This is a genomic window from Azospirillum sp. FG154 (genome assembly GCF_057809575.1).
In genome coordinates this window covers 68,940-87,784 of record NZ_JBMDKF010000021.1, presented here as the reverse complement: position 1 = coordinate 87,784, position 18,845 = coordinate 68,940, and the positions used below count along the sequence as shown (strand labels likewise).

Genomic DNA, 18,845 nt, shown 5'->3' with positions numbered 1-18,845 from the left:
GTCACGGCCACGCCGTCGAAACCGCCGGGCCGTTCGACCGCAAAGCGGAAGCCATCCGGCAAGGCGGCGTCCTCCAACCGGGTCAGGCGCAACGCGCGTCGATGACCCTGCCGCCACGCGGTTTCGCGTTCGTCGTCGGCAGCCGCGATCTCCCCGGCGATGGCGTGGGCGTCATCATCGGCCTCGCCCAGCGGATCAAGATCGACCAGCCGCAGGCGCCAATCCCGCCGCTCCAGCGCCGCAGCCTTGACCAGCCCCAGCACGGCGGCTTGATCCGGGTCGGGACGGTCGAACGGCTCCACCCGTTGCGCGCCACGGGTCAGCACCAGCGCCGCCATGTCGCCAGCGGGCAGGGCTTGCAGCCAGGCCAGGACCCTCGCCACCGGCGCGCCCACGCCGTCAAGGGCGGCGCGGCAGATCAACGGCGGCGCGGCGGCGGCGCGGCGCGCGACAATCACCGCCTGCTCGCCCAACCGCCCGACGCCGGGCGTGGCGATCGCCACATCGTCGAACCCTTCTTCGGCCAGCAGCCGACGCCACGTCGGCGCGTCCAGCAACGGGTAATCCGGGCGCAGGTCGCGGTCGGCGCCATGCCACCATCCAGCGGTCAGGCCAAAGGTCAGGTCGAGCCAGCGGGACGGGCCAAGCCCCTCGGCCAGAACCAGCCAGCCGCCGGGCTTCAGCGTCGCCGCCGCATGACGCAGCGCGCGGCGCAGGTCACGGGCGACGTGCAGCGCGTTGGAGGCGATGACCAGATCGAAGCTGGCCAACGGCGCGCCCTGCGCCGCCGGGTCCGTCTCCATATCGAACAAGGCGGTTTCAAAACCGGCGCAATGGCCAAAGGCCTCCTCGGCGGCGCCAAGAAACGCCGGCGACACGTCGGTGAAGCGGTAGACCGCCAGCCTGTCGGCCAACACCGGCAACACATGGCGGGTGGCGCCGCCGGTGCCCCCGCCGATTTCCAACGCCCGCAGTCCTCTCGCCTCGCCCAGCCCGGCCCGCAAGGCGCCGGTCAACACATCGTTCAACGCCCCCGCATAGGCGGATTCGGCGTAGACCGCGCCCGCCGCGTCGGGAGCGGCGGCGAACAGCAGGGCCAGCGGATCGACCGCCCCAGCCAACACCCGATCCAACGCGGCGCCGCAGCGCGCCAACATGCCGGTTTCCGGGGCCTGCGCCGGGTAAAGCGTCTGAATCTCCGCCAGCAACGCCGCCGGATCGGCGCCGGGAACGGCGTCCGCCGCCATCGCCCGCAAGCGGGGAAGCAAGCGGTCGTAGAGCGGAACAATCACCCCGCCCCGCTCCAGCGCCACAGCGGCGTAAACGGCGGCCAACGCGTCGATCCGGGCCAGATAGCCGGGATAGGCGGCAAGATCACGGTCGGAGGTCATCGCCGCGACGACCTCCGCCGGGGCCGCCAACCGGACCAATTCCGCCGACCGCCACAGCGGGCGGTAGAGATGACGGGCGACAGCGGTCTCCGTCGTCTCGGCGGGACGACAGATCAGCCCGTCGATGCGGGCGATGACCGCCCCATCCGCCCGCGCCAAAACCACATCCCCCACCACGCCCGCCGCCGTCGCGGCGTCGCGCAAACGGGCGTGAACCACCGGCCAGGAAGCCGCGTCAGCCCCCTCCGCCGCCGCCAGCGCCGACCGCGACAGGCTCAAACGGTCGAAACCCGCTGGCAAACACGCCACGGCGTCCGGCGGCGTCGCCGCGCCCAACGCCTGAAACATTCCGTCAAGCGTCGCCGCCAGCGGGCCGCCGGGCCGCAAACGGGCGACCGCCTCCCCCACCCCGGCGCGAACGCCGACCAACCGGCGGAATTCCGCGCCAAGAACGATTCCCGCCGCCGCCATCCGGTCGTAGAACGCGGCCTCCTCCACGGCCACGCCGCACCGCCCAAGGGCGGCGGCGACGTCCAGAGTTCCCAAGATGGCCGGAGCCGGATCCGGCGGGTCCAGTTGCGCGCACAGGGTCCACCCCTCCGCCCCATCGGCGCGGGCGTGGAACCGCAAGCCGCCATCGGCGCCGATGACGGTCTGCAAACGCGCGCCCGCCCCGGAAACGCCGACGGAACGCAGAATGTCCAAAGCCCCCAACGACACTGCGTCGCCCGGTCCCGCCACCTCCACCGCCAGCGCGCCATACGCCGCCCCCGGCAGAGTCACGACGCCCGCGACCATATGTTGCCCCAGCCAAGCCGGAGCGCTGGGAGACAGCCGCGCCTCGTACAGGCGATGAGCCAGCGGCGTGTCGATCAACCGCCCCGGCAATCCCGGATTCAAAGCCTGATCCAGCGACGGCGGATCGCGCCAATAGCGTTGGCGCTGGAAAACGGGCGACGGCGGGCGAACCCGCGTCGGCGTGGCGGACAGCGGCGCCTCCTCCAGCACCACATGGGCGTTGGCCCCGCCGATGCCGAAGGAACTGACGCCAGCGCGGCGCGGCGCGGCGCCAAAACGCGCCCACGCGCGCGGCGCGCCCGCCGGGCTGAACGCCGTGTCCGCGAGGTTCAACGCCGGGTTGGGGCTGGAAAAACCGGCGATTGGGGGAATCGTCGCGTGTTTCAACGCCAGCGCGGCGGCGATCAAGCCCGCGACGCCCGCCGCCGCCTCCAAATGGCCCACCGCCGCCTTGGCGGTCCCCAACCCGACGCGCCCGCGCCCGACGACCGCCGCGTCGAAAACCTGCGCCAGCGCCCGCATTTCGATGGGATCGCCGATGGGGGTGGCCGTTCCATGCGCCTCGACATAGCCGATTTCGGCGGGGGAGACGCCCGCCACCGCCAGCGCCTCGGCGATGACCTCGGCCTGACCATCGACGCTGGGGGCGGTGAAGCCAGCCTTGCGCGCCGCGTCGTTGTTGACGGCGGATCCCAGGATCACCGCGTCGATGACGTCGCCATCGGCCAGCGCGTCGTCCAGCCGTTTCAAGGCGACGACCCCGACGCCTGAGCCGAACACCGTGCCATCCGCCGCCGCGTCAAAACTGCGGCAACGTCCGGTTGGCGACAGGATGGAGCCTTCCTCGAACCGATACCCCACCCGATGCGGCGCCCGCACCGACGCGCCACCGGCCAACGCCAGATCGCATTCCCCCGACAGCAGGCTCTGGCAGGCCATGTGAACGGCGGTGAGCGAGGTCGAACAGGCGGTCTGCACCCCGACGCTTGGTCCGCTCAACCCCAACAGATAAGACAGGCGGCTTGGCAGATAGTCTTTTTCATTGCCGATCATCGCCATCAGCGCGGCGGGCGACGCGCCGGGCCGCAGCCCCGGCAACAGGTTGAACAGAAGATAGGAGCTGATGGAGCAACCGGCGAACACCCCCACGGCGACGCCGTCGCCGGATTTGGGGGCATGGTTGGCCGCCGTCAACGCCTCGACCGCGCATTCAAAAAACAGCCGGTGCTGCGGGTCCAGCAACGCGGCCTGTTCCGGCGGCAGACCAAAATAGGCCGGATCGAAAAGCTCCACCCCCGCCAGCAGCGGCGCGCGGCGAACATAATGGGGATCGCGCAAGTCTTCCTCCGTCACCCCGGCTTGGCGCAGATCCGCCGCGTCGAGGTCGGTGAAGGCGTCGCGACCGCCGCGCAGCAGCCGCCAAAATTCCGCCGGATCGTTGGCTCCCGGCAGGCGGCAGGCCATGCCGACGATGGCGATGTGGTTCGCGGTGGCGCTCATTCCCGTCCTCGCTGGCGTGCGTCGCGCAGGTTGCGCCGGGCGGCGCCACGGGCCGAACCGGACGCCGCCGCCTCCCCCGCAGGGGCTTGGCGGGTCAAATGATCCGCCAGCGCGGCCACCGTGGGAAAACGGAACAGATCGACAATGTCGATGTCGCGCCCCAGCACGTCCCGCAAGCGGCGATGAATGCGGACCATATGGACCGAGGTGCCGCCAAGGTCGAACACCGCCTGGGCGCGTCCAACCGTCTTGCTGTTCAACACCTCGCGGAAGATCGCGGCGATGGTTTCCTCCATCGCGCCGACCGGCGCGGCTTCCAGACTTCCAGGTTGAGGCGCCTGAGCGCCGGGATCGGGCAGCCGCGCCCGGTCAAGCTTGCCGTTGGCCGTCACCGGCAGCGCCGCCAACTGCAAAATCATGTTCGGGACCATGGGCGCGGGCAACCGCGCCGCCAGCCAGTCGCGCAATTCCGCCGCCATGTCGACGGGCGCGTCGCTCGCGATCTCCTCGCCGGGCAAACCGCCAACGAAGCTGTGCAGCAGCTCCCGTTCCTCGCCCAACGCCAGAGCCGCCGTCAAAGGCGATGCGTCGAAATCGCCGATGGCGCAAAGGCCAAGCCCGCCCCGCGCCGCCTGCTCCCTCAGCAATTGCCCGACATAGCCAGCCTCCAACAGGCAGAAATCCCGCGCCAAAGCGCCGTACAACGGTCGGATCGCTGGGTAACAGGCGACCAGAAACAAAGAGAACGCCGCCGTCTCGAACGCGGCGCGGTTGGCCGGGGCGTGATGCCCGACCGTCAGTTCCGGCCCGGCGCCGCAATGTTCCAGGTCATGCCGGTCAGGGTGGTGGTAGTAAAGCCCGCCCGCCAAACCCGCCACCCGGCCCGGCTTGACCAGCAGCCAAGCCTGCACCGCGTAGCTTGACCCCGCCGACGCGTAGCGGAAACGCGGCAATTCCTGCGACGGATCAACCTCGCTCCGCAACGCCGCCAACCAGCGGCCCAACGCCGCCAAGGGCAGCGCCTCGTCCCGAAACCGTCGCGTGGTCTTGCCTGTTGGCAGGGGGGCGCCATCTCCATCCAACGCCACGCGGTCCCCGCCATTTCCCCGCAACGCTGGACGGCTCAGCAGCAACGCCAGCCGGGACGACGCGCCCAGCAACGCCCCCGGCGCGTCGGGGGCCGGTCCACGGGCGCCCTCCAACGACGGGACCACCGACGGAACCGGCGTGGCCTCCGCCTCGACGACGACATAGGCGGCCAAGCGCCGTTCAACGCCCGGCCCGGATCGACCATGGGCGACGACCACGGCTTGGCGAACGCGGGGATGCTCGGCCAGCGCGGCTTCGATCTCGCCCAGCTCAATCCGGTGGCCGTTGATCTTGACCTGATTGTCCTCACGACCGAGAAACTCGATGGCGCCGTCCGCCATGTAGCGGGCGAGATCCCCCGTCTCGTACAGCCGCTCGCCGCTGCGTGGATGGGTGATGAAGCGGGCGGCCGTGCGGGCGGGATCCCGCCAATAGCCGCGCGCCAGCCCGTGCCCGGCGATGAACAGCCGCCCGGTCACACCGTCGGGCGCTGGCTCCAACGCGTCGTTGAGGATGTGATAGGACTGGTTGGCGAGCGGCCAGCCATAGGGAATGCTGCGCCACGCCGGGTCAATCCGGCTGACCTCGAACCAATTCGACCAGATCGACGCCTCGGTCGCCCCGCCCAGGCCAAAAACCGCGACGTTGGGGGCCGTCGCCTTGATCCGCGCCGGAAGGCTGAGCGGGATCCAATCCCCCGACAGCAGGACGGTCTTCAACGACGGGCCAACCGCGCCGCCATGCTCCACCAGCATCGACAGCAACGCGGGCGCGCTGTTCCACAGCGTCACCCCATGCCGATGGATCGACTCCAGCCAGAAACCGGGGTCGCGCAGCCGATCCGGCGGCGGCAAGACCAATTGCCCCCCCGCGCCCAGCACGCCGAAAATGTCGTAAACCGACAGGTCGAAGGACAGCGCCGACACCCCCAACGCCACCGTGTCGGCCCCGACGCCAAAGCGGCGGGTGACGTCGACGACGGTGTTCCGCGCGGCGCGGTGCTCGATCATCACGCCCTTGGGTTCCCCGGTGGATCCCGAGGTGTAGATGACATAGGCCAAATCCTCCGGCTCCGCAGGACCGGCGTCCACACCGTCGCCGGGAATCGGCGTCAGCCCATCCACCGACAGCGCGACGACTCCCGTCGGCCATTCCAGATCCGCCAAGCGATCCTCGGTCAGCACCAGATCAAGCCCGCCATTGTCCGCCAGATAGCGCCGCCGCGCCGCCGACAGCGTCGGGTCGATGGGCAGATAGGCGGCCCCCGCCATCATCGCGCCCAAAACGCCGACCACTTGGCGCCAGCCCTTGTCCAGGCAAACGCCGATCAGCCGGTTTCGGAGCGGCGCCCCATTCGCCCGCGCCCGTGCGGCCACGGCGCGGGCCAATCCGGCCAGTTCGCCATAGGTCAGCGCGCGGTCCTCGGCGATCACCGCCGGGCGGTCCGGCTCAGCCGCCGCCCATTCAAGAATTGGCCGGTGCAGCGGCCCGTCCGGCAACGGCGCCCCGGTGGCGTTGGCCTTCCGGCGGCGCGCCAACTGCTCGACCGGAACATGCTCCCCCAACGGCGCCCGCCAAGCCGCGTCGTCCCGCGCCAGACGGGTCAGGAAATCGGCGTAGGCCGTGAACATCAGGGCGATTTGCCCCGGATGGAACAGCTCCTCCACCGCGTCCCACGAGGCGATCAGGGATTCTCCGTCCTCGATCACGTGATGGTCGATCCACACCTGCGGCGTCTGGGTGATGGCGTGGGTCGTCTCGCCCAGCCACGCGATGGGCAGGGCGGATTCCGCCCCGGCGGCGTGGCGGCCAAGCGCGCTGGTGAACACCACCGGGATGGAATCGATCATCCGACCGTGGCGCCGCGCCAGCTCCCGCGCCACCGCGACGCCGCTCCACCCGTCATGTTCCAAATCCTGAGCCAGCCGGGCCTGGGTCGCCCGCGCCCGCTCAACGAAGCTGGAAGCGCGGGCGTCAATCTCCAGCAGGATGGTCGAGGTGAAATCCCCCACCACCGCCGCGTAGTCCGGCGGGGCGCGGAACGTCGTCAAAGTCAGCAAAAAGCGCTGATGCTTGGCCCAAGCCGCCAGAATGTCGGCGTAGGCCGCCGCCAGCAACGCCGAAGGGGTCAAGCCATGGGCGCGGGCGCGGGCCTTCAACCCGCCCCACAGATCGGGCGGCAGGGTGCGGCTGTGACGGACGAAGCGCGGGCGGTCGATCTCCGTCGGGGTTTTGGCCAGCGCCAGTTCCGGCGGTCCCGGCAAGTCGTCGAGCCGGTCGCGCCAATAGGCCGCCGCGCGGGCTTGATCGACCGCCGACGGCCCGCCGGTCAGAACATAATCGGCGAAGCGCCGCGTCACCGGCGGCAAATCCATGTCCGGATCGTTGTAGAGCGCGCCCCATTCCCGATACAGCAACAGCATGCTGGCGGCGTCGGCGATCAGCAAATCCATGCCGACATGCACGCGGAAACCATCGGCCAAGCGGCTGACCCGGATGTCGAACAGCGGCCACACCGACGGATCGAAGGCGTGATGGGACATCGCGTCCCGCACCGCCGCCACGCTTTGTTCGGTCTGGTCCTGCGTCTTGATCTCATAGGCGGGCGGAGCGGCGAGGACGCGCTGACGCCCCTCCTCGCCGATGACCGCCCGCAGCATGTCGTGCCGGTCGATCAGCCGCCGCCACGCCTGTTGCAGACGCCCGACGTCCAAGGTGGCCGTGTGGAACTCGCGGTAGGCGTGACAACCGATGTTGCCCAGCGCCATTGAGCGGCGGCCCACCCAATAGGCTTGCTGAATGTCGGTCAGAGGAAACTCGTCGACCATGCCGCCGCCCAGCAGCGTCAGCAAGCCGGGCTTGTTTCCAAGCAAAGCCTGCTTGTCGGCGTCGGTCAGCGCCCCCTTGGGCGCCTTGACCGACAGGCCGCCGCCCCCGTCCAACGCCACGACGACGCCTTGCGCGCGCAACCGCCGCAACACATCGGCGGCGGCCTGGATATCGACCGGCTGGCTCATAGCGTCAACTCTTCCCATTCTTCAGATTCAGGGGCTTGCGCGTCGGGCGCGGGTTGGAGAGCGGCGGCGACGTCGGCCAGACTGGCTCCGCCGAGCAGCAGGGCGATCGATGGCGCGGCCCCCCAGACGGCGGCGATCCGGTTGCGCAGCTCCACCGCCATCAACGAATCCAGCCCCAATTGGGACAATGGACGGTCCACCGCCACGTCGGCGCGATCAGCCCCCAGAATGGCGGCGGCGGTCGCCGTCAGCCACGCCGTCCGATCACTCTTTGGCCCGGTTTCCGCAGCCTCGACCGGGGCCTTTTCCCTGGCCACCAACTCGCCCACCAGTCGCGGGGCCGCGCCGGACGGGTGGCGCGCGGCGAAGCGGAACCAATCGACCGCCGCGACCACCGGATCCGTCAAACCAGCGGACAGCGCGCGGTCCAGCGCCTCCATCCCGGCGTCCAATCCGATGGCCCGCAGCCCCAGCGCGTCCACCCGCGCCAGCGACGCGGCGTCCAAGGCGGTCGCCATACCAGCCTCCTCGAAACGGCCCCAGGCGATGGACGCCCCCGGCAGCCCCAGCCCACGGCGCAAGCGGGCCAGACCGTCAAGCGCGGCGTTGGCCGCGCCGTAGCCGCCCTGTCCCGCCGCGCCCAAAACCCCGGCCAGCGACGAGAACAGCGCGAAATGGTCGAGGTCAAGGCCCAGCTCCACCGTCGCCCGATGCAGCGCCCAAGCCCCCCGCGCCTTGGCCGCCAGCGCTTCGGCGAACGCCTCCGGAGAGAGATCCGCCAGCAGACCCGGCCGTTGCGCGCCCGCCGTGTGGAAGATCGCCCGCAGCGGCGGGCCGTCGAGCGCCAGCCGCGACAACAGCGCCATGGCGCCGCCTTCGGCGAAGGCGGGCGCGGCCAGATCGACGGCGATCCGTCGCGCCGGGCAGGGCAATGCGGCGGCGAAGGCGTCCGCGTCCGCCCCGTCCACGTTGCGGCCAACCAGAATCAGCGACGCCGCCCCCCGTTCCGCCGCCCAACGGGCGACGCGTCGCCCCAATCCGCCCAACCCGCCGGAGATCAACACCGCGCCGGACAAACGCGCCGGCTCCACCACCGGGGCGGCCGTCGCGACCAGCCGCGCCGCCTGGACGGCGCCCGCCTCGATTTTCACCAAGGTTTCGTCCGGATCAGCCCCCAACCCGGCGGCAAGGTCGTCCAGATTGTCGGCGATCAGACACCGGGGTCGCCAATTGGGATGCTCCAGGGCGACGGTGGCGGCGAGGCCACGCAAGGCGCCCTGGTGCGGACGAGCGACCAGCGTGTAGCGCAAATCGCGAGCGCCGCCGCGTTCCAGCGCCGCCAACTGGCGAACCAACGCGAAGGCGGGCAGGACCAAGGCCAGCGGGTCGCCATCCGCCGCCGCGTCCCAGCCTTGCAGATCGACCACCTCGCCGGTCCATGGCGCGCCGGAACCGGGGGGCCAGATTGACCCCAACCCAGCCAAGACCGGGGGCAAACCCTGCGCCGAATCCGCGACGACGAAGCGGGCGGGCGAGCGTCGCCCAACCGCCGCCGGTCGCCAGACCATCTGATGGAACAGCCGCGCCGCGCCATCCACCGCCGACGCCGCCGCGCGACGAACATGCAGCCCGCGCACCGTCGCCAGCGGCGCGCCCGTGGCCGTCGTCACCGTGACGTCGGCGCTGATGACGGCGCCGTCGGCGGTCAATCGGGCGTGCGCCCACAGCTCTTCCGCCGCAGCGCCCGTGACCAGCACGCTGTCGATCCCCACCGGCAACAGCGCCTCGCCCCGCAACCGCTCGCTCAACGCCCCGCCCGCCACTTGCAGGCAGGCGTCCAACAAGGCCGGATGCGGCAGGCCGTCCACCCCGCCCCCGGCGCCCCGCAGAATGGCGGGCGACGTCAGTCGCGCCAGCGCCTCGCCGTCTCCCGACCACAGTTCCTGAATGCCCTGGAACGCCGGGCCGATGTGGATGCCGACGCCCGCCAGCCGCTCGCGCCAGACATCGGGCGCGACCACCACCCCGCAACGGGCGCGCAGGGCCGCCAGATCGACCACGCCCGGCGCGTCCGCCGCCGCCAAACCCGACACCCGCGCGTCGGCGTGCGGAAGCCAGTCATCCGCCCCGCCCGTGCACAGCCGCGCGGCGCCGTCGGGGCCGAGACTCGTCCAAACATCGATCCCGCCGCCTTCCGGCAGCGCCAGCGGATGGGCGAAGGTCAAGCCCTCGATCCGGCAAGCCCCGGCGCCATGGCGCGCGCGCCACGCCCCGACCAGGCAGGCGATTTGGACGGCGCCGGGAACCAGCGCCCGACCATGCACCCGATGATCCCCCAGCCAGGGGAACGCGGAAAGGCTGAGCGGAAGGCGGAAATGCGCCTCGGCCCCCGGCGTCGCCACCCGTTCGCCCGGCAGGCTCCGCGCCGCCGCAGGAGCCGGACCGTCCAGCGATCGCCAATAGGATCTGCGCTGAAACGGATAGGTCGGCAGCCGCGCCTTTGGACCCGCGCCGACCACAAGCTTCCAATCCACCGTGACGCCCGCCTCGAACAACGCCGCCAGCGTCGCCGCCATCGACCGCGCGTCGGTCCCGGTCAAGCGCGGCAAGCCAGCAGCCTCCGCCGAATCCCAATCGGTCAACACCACGGTGCAGCCCAGGGCGCGCAGGCGGGACAGACCGTCAGCGCCGTCCTCAGTCGCGGCGGGGACCACCCCCCACTCCGCCAGCCGACTTGTCCAGGCGGCGGACTCCGCGCTCCACACCCCCAGACGCGGGCGCAACGGAACCGGCGCGCCGCCGCCGCCCACGCGCGCGGCCAACAGGGCGCGGGCCTGCGCCGGGCTGTCGGCCACCACCGCCACCCGATGCTCAAAGGCCCGGCGTCCCAACAGAGAGGTCCGCGCCAGCGCCGCCAGATCGGCCCGGTCGTCCAGAACCGCGACGCAACGGCGCACGCCGTCATCCAGCGCCGCCGCCGAACGACCGGACACGGCGAAAATCGCCAGCCCGTCCAGCTTGCCCGGCGTCGCCGGAGCCATGGCGGGCGGCTCCCCCAGCACGACATGAACGTTCGTTCCGGAAAACCCAAAGGCGCTGACCGCCGCCACCCGCTCGCCATCGCCCTCCGGCCAGCCCGTCCGCCCTTGGGGAAACAGCGCCGGGAAACCGTCCAATTCAATGTTGGGGTTGAGCATTTTGAAATGCAGATTGCCGGGAATCGCGCCTTTTTCCACCGCCAGCGCCGCCTTGACGAAACCCGCCGCTCCCGCCGCCGGTCCAAGATGGCCGATGTTGGATTTCAGCGCCCCAAGAACCACCGGGCGGACGCGGTCGCGCCCCAGCGCGTCGGCCAGCGCATGGATTTCGATGGGGTCGCCAAGGCCGGTGCCGGTGCCGTGAGTCTCGACATAACCGACCCGCTCCGCCACCAAACCGGCGTCGGCCAGGGCGGCGCGGATCACCTGGGTCTGCGCCGCGCGCGAGGGCGCGGTCAGGCTGCCGCTGCGGCCATCCTGATTGGCGGCGGACCCCCGGATCACCGCGCGAATGGGGTCGCCATCGGCCAGCGCGTCGGACAACCGTTTCAACGCCACCAGGGCGCAGCCCTCGCCCTGAACAAAACCGTCCGCCGCCGCGTCAAAGCTTTTGCAACGCCCGTCCGGCGCCATCATGTGCAGCTTGGACAACGCCACCGTCAAATTGGGCCGCAGCACGGTGTAAACGCCGCCCGCCAGCGCCAGATCGCTTTCCCCCGCCCGCAAGGACTGGACGGCCAAATGAATCGCCGTCAACGACGACGAGCACGCGGTGTCCACCGCCACCGACGGGCCGTTGAAGCCAAGCAGGAACGACAGCCGCCCGGCGGCGACGCTGGCGACTCCCCCCGACAGCGCGTGAGCGTCCAGCGTCTCTGGCCGCGCCATGGCGGCGTCGTAATATTCCGACGCGTTGATCCCGACATACACCCCGGTGGCCGAACCGTTGAGCCGACCGGGATCAAGACAGGCGTCCTCCAGCGTTTCCCAGGCCACTTCCAGCAACAGCCGCTGCTGTGGGTCCATCGCCGTCGCCTCGCGCGCCGACAACTCGAAGAATCCAGGGTCAAAGCGGTCGATGCCAGCCAGGAAGCCGCCCCAGCGGGTGTTCATCGTACCGGCGTGGTCGGGATCAGGGTTGAACCACGCGTCGGCGTCCCAGCGGTCGGCGGGAACCTCGACGATGGCGTCGGCGCAGTCGGTCAGCATGCGCCAGAACGCCTCCGGCCCGTCCGCCCCACCGGCCAAGCGGCAGCCCAAACCGATGACGGCGATCGGCGCGTGTCGCAGGGCGCGCTGTTCCTCCGCCTCCCGCTTCAGGTTGCGGATGGTGACGACGGCGCGACGCAGTTGGTCTTCCATGGCGACGCTCACGCGCGATCCTCCCCCAACTCGGCGGCCAACAGCGCCGACAAGGCGGCGGCGTCCAGCCCGTCCAGATCATCGCCGTCCTGATCGGCGGCGGGCCGCGCGTCCTCCACCGGGAACAACGACGCCAGCGCGTCCCCGGCGAGAAAATCCGCCAGCGCCGCCACGGTCGGGCGGTCGAACAACAACGTCGCGGGCAACCGGGTTTCCAGCCGCGCCATCAAGGCGTTGCGCAGCTCCACCGACATCAACGAATCCAGCCCGAGGTCGCGCAACCCCCGGTCGTCGTCCAGCGCCGCCGCGTCGGGCATCCGCATGATGCGCGCCGCCTCGCCCCGGATCCGATCCCGCAAGCCGTCCATCCGGCGCAAGCCCGGCAGGGCGGCCAAGTCATCCCGCCATGTCCGGCTCCGCGCCTTGGCCGCCCCCGCCGTCGGCAAATCGACGCCAACGCCAACCGCCGCCATCGCGCTTCGCGGCGCCGCCGCCAAATCCCGCAACAGCGTCGGCAAACCACCCTTGGGAAAGCGTTCGGCGTAGCTCGGCCAATCGGCGTCGATGATGGCGAGATGGGCCGGACCACCATCCTGCGCCATCGCCCACTCCAGCGCCGTCAGCGCGTCGCGGGGGGGCATGTGGATCAACCCGGTGCGCCCGACATGCTCCTTGACGCCGTCCTTGACCGCCGCGCCGACCTCCGCCCAGGCGCCCCAATCCACCGCCAGCGCCGGCAAGCCGACGTCACGGCGGATTTGCGCGATGGCGTCCACCGCGCTGTTGGCGGCGGCGTGGTTGGCCTGCCCCGCCGGACCGATCAATCCGGCGGCCGACGAGAACAGCACGAAATGGTCAAGCGTCAGGTCACGGGTCAGTTCGTGCAAATGCCAGGATCCGCGCAGCTTGGCGTTCAGCACCGCGTCCATCCCGGCCCAACTCTGCCCGCCCAGCGCCGCGTCGGCGACCAGCCCGGCGGAGTGGATGACCCCCTTCAACCGCGCCCGTCCCAGCCCAGCGTCGAGCAGCGCCGCAACCTCGTCCCGTCGCCCGACATCCGCCTGAAGGATTGTCAGGATCGCGCCCTGATCGCGCAACGCCTGCAAGACGGCGGCGTCCGCCGCCTTGGGCGGATGACGCCCGGCGAGAGTCAAATGCCGGGCGCCGCGCTCGACCATCCAGGCGGCGATCTTCAGGCCGATGCCGCCCAAACCGCCGGTAATCAGATAGCCGCCTTGCGCGTCGAAGGCGACGCGCGGAACGGCGCCGCTCACGGCTTCCGCCGCTGGCAGACGGGCCAGCCCCGGCAGACGGCGTTGACCGCCGCGCCACGCCGCTTCGCCGTCCAGGCCATGGCGCAACTCGCTGGTCAGAGCCTCCACCTGCTTGGCCAGGGGCAAAGCCGGATCCAGGTCGATCACGCGACACCCCAATTCCGCCGCCTCGCCCATCACCGCGCGGGCAAAGCCCGGCAGGGTTCCGGCGGCGGCCCGACAACCCGACAGGCCAGCCTCCCCGCCAACCGCCACCATGGTCACGCGCGGCGGGCGGGCGCGGCTCAACGCCCGCTGAACCAAGGCGAGGGCGGGGCGCAGGACGGCCTCAACCTCGGCGTTGGGCTGCGTCCCGCTCAACGACACCCAATCATCGGCGTCCTCCGGGCAATCCTCGCCATGGGCGATGACGCTCACCTGGTCGCCAGCGGCGCGCAAGGAGTCGGCCAGCGTCGCCATGACGTCCAACGGACCATCGGCCAAGGCCCAATGACGGTGTGGGCGGCGCTGGGCGAGGATCACGCATTGCTGCGACACGCCCCCCCGGTCGGCTTCGCCCGGCGTCAGGATCGCCGCTTCGCCAAAACCATGGGACGGCAGCACGGCCCGCCATTGGTCCTGGCGCAGCAGGGCGTAATCGCGCAGATGGGTGTCGGTGAAGGCCCACATCCCATCGGTCAAGCCAAAGGTCAAGTCGCCCCAGGCCAGCGTCCCGGTGTTTTCGACCAGCAGCAGCAAACCGCCGGGGGCCAGCAAGTCATGAACATGGTCCAACGCGCGCCCGAGATCGTCGGTGGCGTGCAGCACATTGGCGGCGACCACCAGATCAAAGGCGCCAACCGCCACCCCCTGCCCGACCGGCGCGCGGGACACGTCAAAACGGGCGAAGTCCATCCGCACGCCATCGGGCGCGGAACCGGCGAAGCGATCCCGCGCCTTGGCGACCAGGGAGGCCCCAAGATCGGTGAAGAGATAGCGGCTGCCGACGGGCAAACGCCCCAACAGATGCGCGGTGGTGGCCCCGGTGCCGCCGCCGATCTCGATCACCCGCAACGGCCGTTCGCGCGGCAGCAGAGCCGTCGCTTCCGCCGCCAAGGTTTGCGCGGCGCGGGAATAGGGCGACGCCTCGTAAAGCCGGTTGGCGAGCGTGACGTCGCCGCCGGGAAACAGCAGCGCCAGGGGATCGACGGCGCCGGTCAGCGCCTCGGCCAAGGCCGGGCCGCAGCGCAGCAGCAACGACAGTTCCGCCGCCGCGTCGGGATGGTGGTTGAGCGCCTGCTCAGCCCGCCGCGCCACGGCGGCGGCCTTCATCTCGGGCAACCGCGTGACGCCGGATTCGATCAGCGATTTGACCAACCAATCCCGCAGCCGGACGAAGGGCGGGGCGACGGTCAACCTCGCCGCCGCCTCCACCGTCGTCGCGCCAAGCGTTTGGAAGGCGGCGATGGTGAAATCGCGGCTCAAACCGTCCATCACCGCGCCGGAATCGCCAAACCCCGCCAGCGCGGCGCGCTCCCGCGCCTCGATCGGGGCCAAGGCCCGCGCCAGCGCCGCCGGTTCTGGCAACGCGACGGGGGCCGGGGTCGCCGTCCAGTTCACCGCATGGATCCAGCGCCGCCACGCCGGAGCCTTGCGCGCCAACGCGGTTTGGGCGTAGGGCGTGGCGCCGCGCAGCAGGGCGGCGTTGGCGGCGGTCAGCGCCTCCACCGTTTCATGCGGCGCGACCTGCGCCGTCAGCAGCAGATAGCGCATGACGTCGTGGCGCAACGCCTTGCCGATGTTCTCATTGGACAGCAAATGCCGCTTGGTCAGCTCGCCCAAACCAAAGCGGGCGGTCAACTCGTCCACCGTCGCCTCAAAGGTCGCGTCGTCCAGCCAGTTCGCCACCTCCGGGCTGGCGTCAACCACGCGGACCAGCCGCAGACGGCGCCGACTCAACAGCTCGACCCATTGATCGTAGCTGGGGGTGAAGGAGTTGGTCGCCTCGTTGGCGATGGCGTCGCCGGTGGAGACGAAATCCGCCACCACCAACAAGCCGCCGGGGGCGAGATGGCCGACGATGTTGTCGAACAGCCCATCCTTGTCGGCGATCAGCCCGGTGACTTCAAAGCCGAAAATCAGATCGAACTGGCCGGGAAAGGGCGCGACGCTGGAATCGTTGCGGTCCACCCGCACCCGGTCGGCCAACCCAAGCCGACGAAGGCGCCGCGTCCCCACCTCGACCTGTCGGGCGGAAATGGTGAAGCCCTGCGCCGACAGATGGGGATGCGCCAAAGCCAGCGCGCAGAGATCGGCGGCGTGACCGCAACCATAATCGAAGACGCGGCGGATCCGGCTGAAATCGACGCCGTCGAACAGGCTGTCCTTCAGCGCCCGCTGGCTGGACCGGAACAGGGCGTGCGCCGCCGGATCCGCGTCCTTTTCAAACAGGGCGCGCACCCAGGAAAAGCCGGGAACCGGCTCGGCGAAGAAGCCGAAGGTCAGATGGGCTTCGGCCTCCACCCCCTCCGGCGCGTCGCCTCCATTGTCGGCCCCGTTGTCGGCGGTGGTTTCATAGGTGCGGGAAACCACCGTCAGCTCGTCGTAAAAGCCGTAGACGGTCTGCGATCCCTCGGCCAAGGTCGGCGCGGCGGTCAACGCCGAGACCGTCCCCGAAACCGCGTGCTTCGTCGGCAGATCCAACCAAAAGCGTTGGCGTTGGAACGGATAGGTCGGGGCCGCGACCCGCCGCCCGCCGCCAGCCCCAACGCCGTCGCACACCGCCGCCCAATCCGGCTCGGCGCCCAGGGCGAAGAGCTTCGCCAGCCCCTCCATCAACCCGAGGTCGTCGGCGCGGCCTCGGCGCAAGCTCGCCACCGTCTCGCCCTTGCCCGCCCCGGCGACCAGCGCCGACAACACCGGCTGCGGCCCCAACTCCAGGAAAACGTCGCAGCCCAGCGCCGCCAGCGCGTCCAGTCCAGCGGCGAAGCGCACCGGCTGACGGGCGTGGTCACGCCAATAGGCGCCGTTGAAGGCGCTCACCGGCCCGCCGGTCAGGTTGGAGATCACCGGAATCACCGGCGCCCGCCACGCCACCGCGTCGGCCAGCCGTTCCAGCGTCGGCAAAACCGGATCAAGCCGGGCGGAGTGGAAGGCGTGGGACACCGTCAGCCGACGTCCCTCGATCCCCCGTTCGGCGAGCGTCGCCGCCAGACGCTCCAACCCGGCGACGCCGCCCGACGCGACCACGTTGGTCGGGCCGTTGACCGCCGCCAAGGACAGAGGATCGGCGGGAAAATCGCGATTGATCGCCGCCAGCAACGGCGTCAGCGTCGCTTCGTCGGTGAAGGCCGCCAGCATGCCGCCGCCGTCGGCCAAGGCCGACATCATCCGCCCCCGCGCCGCCGCCAGCGTCAACGCCTCGGCGTCGCTCATCGCTCCGGCGACGGCCGCCGCCGCGTATTCGCCGACGCTGTGGCCCATCACCGCGACGGGTTGGATTCCCCAGGACCGCCACAAGGCCGCCAGCGCCAGTTCCACCGCCACCGTCAACGGCTGGGCCAGCGCGGTGTCGTCCAGCGGCCCGCCGCCGAACAGCAGATCCAGCGTCGGCCCCGGCAACATGGGGTCCAGGATCTGGGCGCAGCGTTCCAACGCCTGCCGGAACGCCGGAAAATGGTCGTAAGCCCGCTTGGCCATGCCGGAATGTTGCGCGCCCTGGCCGGTGAACAGAAAGGCGACGCGCGGCGGGCGGCGTCCTTGCGCCGGTTTCGCCGCGCGCAAGGACGCCGCCAACGCCGCCGCGCTGTTCCCCGCCGCCGCCAGCCGCCACGGCGACAGACGCGCCCGTCCGGTCGCGGCGGTGCGCGCGGCGTCCGCCATCGACAAGGCGCCGCTGTCCAGCGCCGCCGCCCAGGCTTCCGCCAAGGCGGTCAGCGCCGCCGGGGATTTGGCCGAGAGCGGCAGAGTTCGGGCGCAACCATCCTCGACGACGGGGGATTCCGCGACCGGGCTGGGCGCCTCCAGCACCACATGGGCGTTGCTTCCGCCAAAACCAAAGGCGCTGACCCCGGCGATCCGCCGCCCATCGACGCCCGCCCAGGAGGTCGGCTGCAGGGGAATCACCAGATCGACGGCGCCGCTGTCGATGTCGGGGTTGCGCCGGGTCAGATTCAGATGCGGCGGAATGACCCCGCCATGGACGCACAACACCGCCTTAATCAGCCCGGCGACGCCCGCCGCCGCCTCCAGATGGCCGATGTTGGTCTTGACCGAGCCGATCATCAAGGGCTGGTCGCGCCCTTCCCCCAGCGCGTTGACCAGCGCCTCCACCTCGATGGGATCGCCCAGCTTGGTGCCGGTGCCGTGCGCCTCGACATAGCCGACCAGCCGGGGCTCCACCCCGCCGCGCGCCAACGCCGCCCGCACGACCGCCTCTTGCGACGGCCCGTTGGGAGCGGTCAGGCTGTTGGAAAGCCCGTCCTGATTGACGGCGGAGCCTCGGATCACCGCCAGCACCCGATCCCCGGCGGCCTCGGCGTCCGACAAGCGTTTCAGCACCACCACGCCGCAGCCTTCGCCATGGCCGAAGCCGTCGGCGGACGCGTCGAAAGCCTTGCAGCGCCCATCGGGAGCCGTCGCCCCCAGCTTGGTGCTGGCCACCAGCGCCTCGGGCGACAGCAGCAGATGCACGCCGCCCGCCAGGGCCATCGCGCATTCACCGCCTTGCAGCGCCCGCACCGCCAGATGCACCGCCGTCAATGACGAGGAACAGGCGGTGTCCACCGCAATGCTTGGCCCGGTCAGCCCCAAAACATAGGACAGCCGCCCAGCGGCGACGCTGGTGTGTCCACCCGACGCCGACCAGCCGTCGATCAATTCCGGCTCTGGCGAGCCACGGCCCATCAGCGTGTAATTGTTGTTGTAAAGCCCGACATAGACCCCGCAAACCGTCCCGGCCAGGGAATCCGGCGGAATCGCCGCGTGTTCCAGCGCGCTCCAGGCGGTTTCCAGCAGGACGCGCTGTTGCGGGTCCATCGCCGCCGCCTCACGCGGAGCGATGCCGAAGAACTCCGCGTCGAAGCCGTCGACGCCCCCCGTGAGGAAGCCCGCGCGACGCATGTTCATTTTGCCGGGCGCGTGGGGATCGGCGTCGTGCCACGCGTCCAGCGGCCAGCGTTCCGGCGGAACCTCGGTGATGGCCTCGAACCCGGCCAACAGGCGGCGCTGAAACTCGGCCGGATCCTCCACCCCGCCGGGCAGCCGACAGCCGATGCCGATCACCGCCACCGGCTCCACCGTTTCGGCCTTCAAGAGCCGGGCCTTCATGCTCTCCAGGGCCAGCACGGCGCGCTTGAGGGGACTCAATTCGGCGATTTCGGCGTCCGCAGCGTGCAT

4 protein-coding genes (1 of these 4 only partly in view) are annotated in these 18,845 nt (G+C 70.8%); all 4 read right to left on the bottom strand.

Going from position 1 to position 18,845, the window contains the following annotated elements; translation table 11 throughout:
- Tightly spaced (each overlapping or abutting the next), the 4 genes in view from ACODS4_RS21025 to ACODS4_RS21010 form a layout consistent with a single transcriptional unit that may run on beyond the window.
- Positions 1-3,689: the 5' portion of an SDR family NAD(P)-dependent oxidoreductase gene (locus tag ACODS4_RS21025; RefSeq protein ID WP_488867177.1), read on the bottom strand. The gene continues 2,158 nt to the left of window position 1, outside the view; only the first 3,689 of its 5,847 coding nucleotides appear in the window; its start codon is at positions 3,687-3,689; the stop codon falls past the left edge of the window.
- The gene (locus tag ACODS4_RS21020; RefSeq protein ID WP_488867175.1) at positions 3,686-7,795 is read right to left on the bottom strand and encodes a non-ribosomal peptide synthetase; all 4,110 of its coding nucleotides are present in this window, start codon (positions 7,793-7,795) and stop codon (positions 3,686-3,688) included. Before ACODS4_RS21020 ends, ACODS4_RS21025 begins: the two co-directional genes overlap by 4 nt.
- The gene (locus ACODS4_RS21015) at positions 7,792-12,207 is read right to left on the bottom strand and encodes a type I polyketide synthase (RefSeq protein WP_488867173.1); all 4,416 of its coding nucleotides are present in this window, start codon (positions 12,205-12,207) and stop codon (positions 7,792-7,794) included. Before ACODS4_RS21015 ends, ACODS4_RS21020 begins: the two co-directional genes overlap by 4 nt.
- On the bottom strand, positions 12,204-18,845 hold the full coding sequence (locus tag ACODS4_RS21010) for a type I polyketide synthase (RefSeq protein ID WP_488867171.1): 6,642 nt from the start codon (positions 18,843-18,845) through the stop codon (positions 12,204-12,206). The genes ACODS4_RS21015 and ACODS4_RS21010 overlap by 4 nt, the downstream gene beginning before the upstream one ends.

Bases quoted from the DNA above. Each gene is read 5' to 3' on its own strand.
- ACODS4_RS21010 (WP_488867171.1), bottom strand. From the start codon at position 18,845: ATGCACGCTGCGGACGCCGAAATCGCCGAATTGAGTCCCCTCAAGCGC.
- ACODS4_RS21020 (WP_488867175.1), bottom strand. From the start codon at position 7,795: ATGAGCCAGCCGGTCGATATCCAGGCCGCCGCCGATGTGTTGCGGCGG.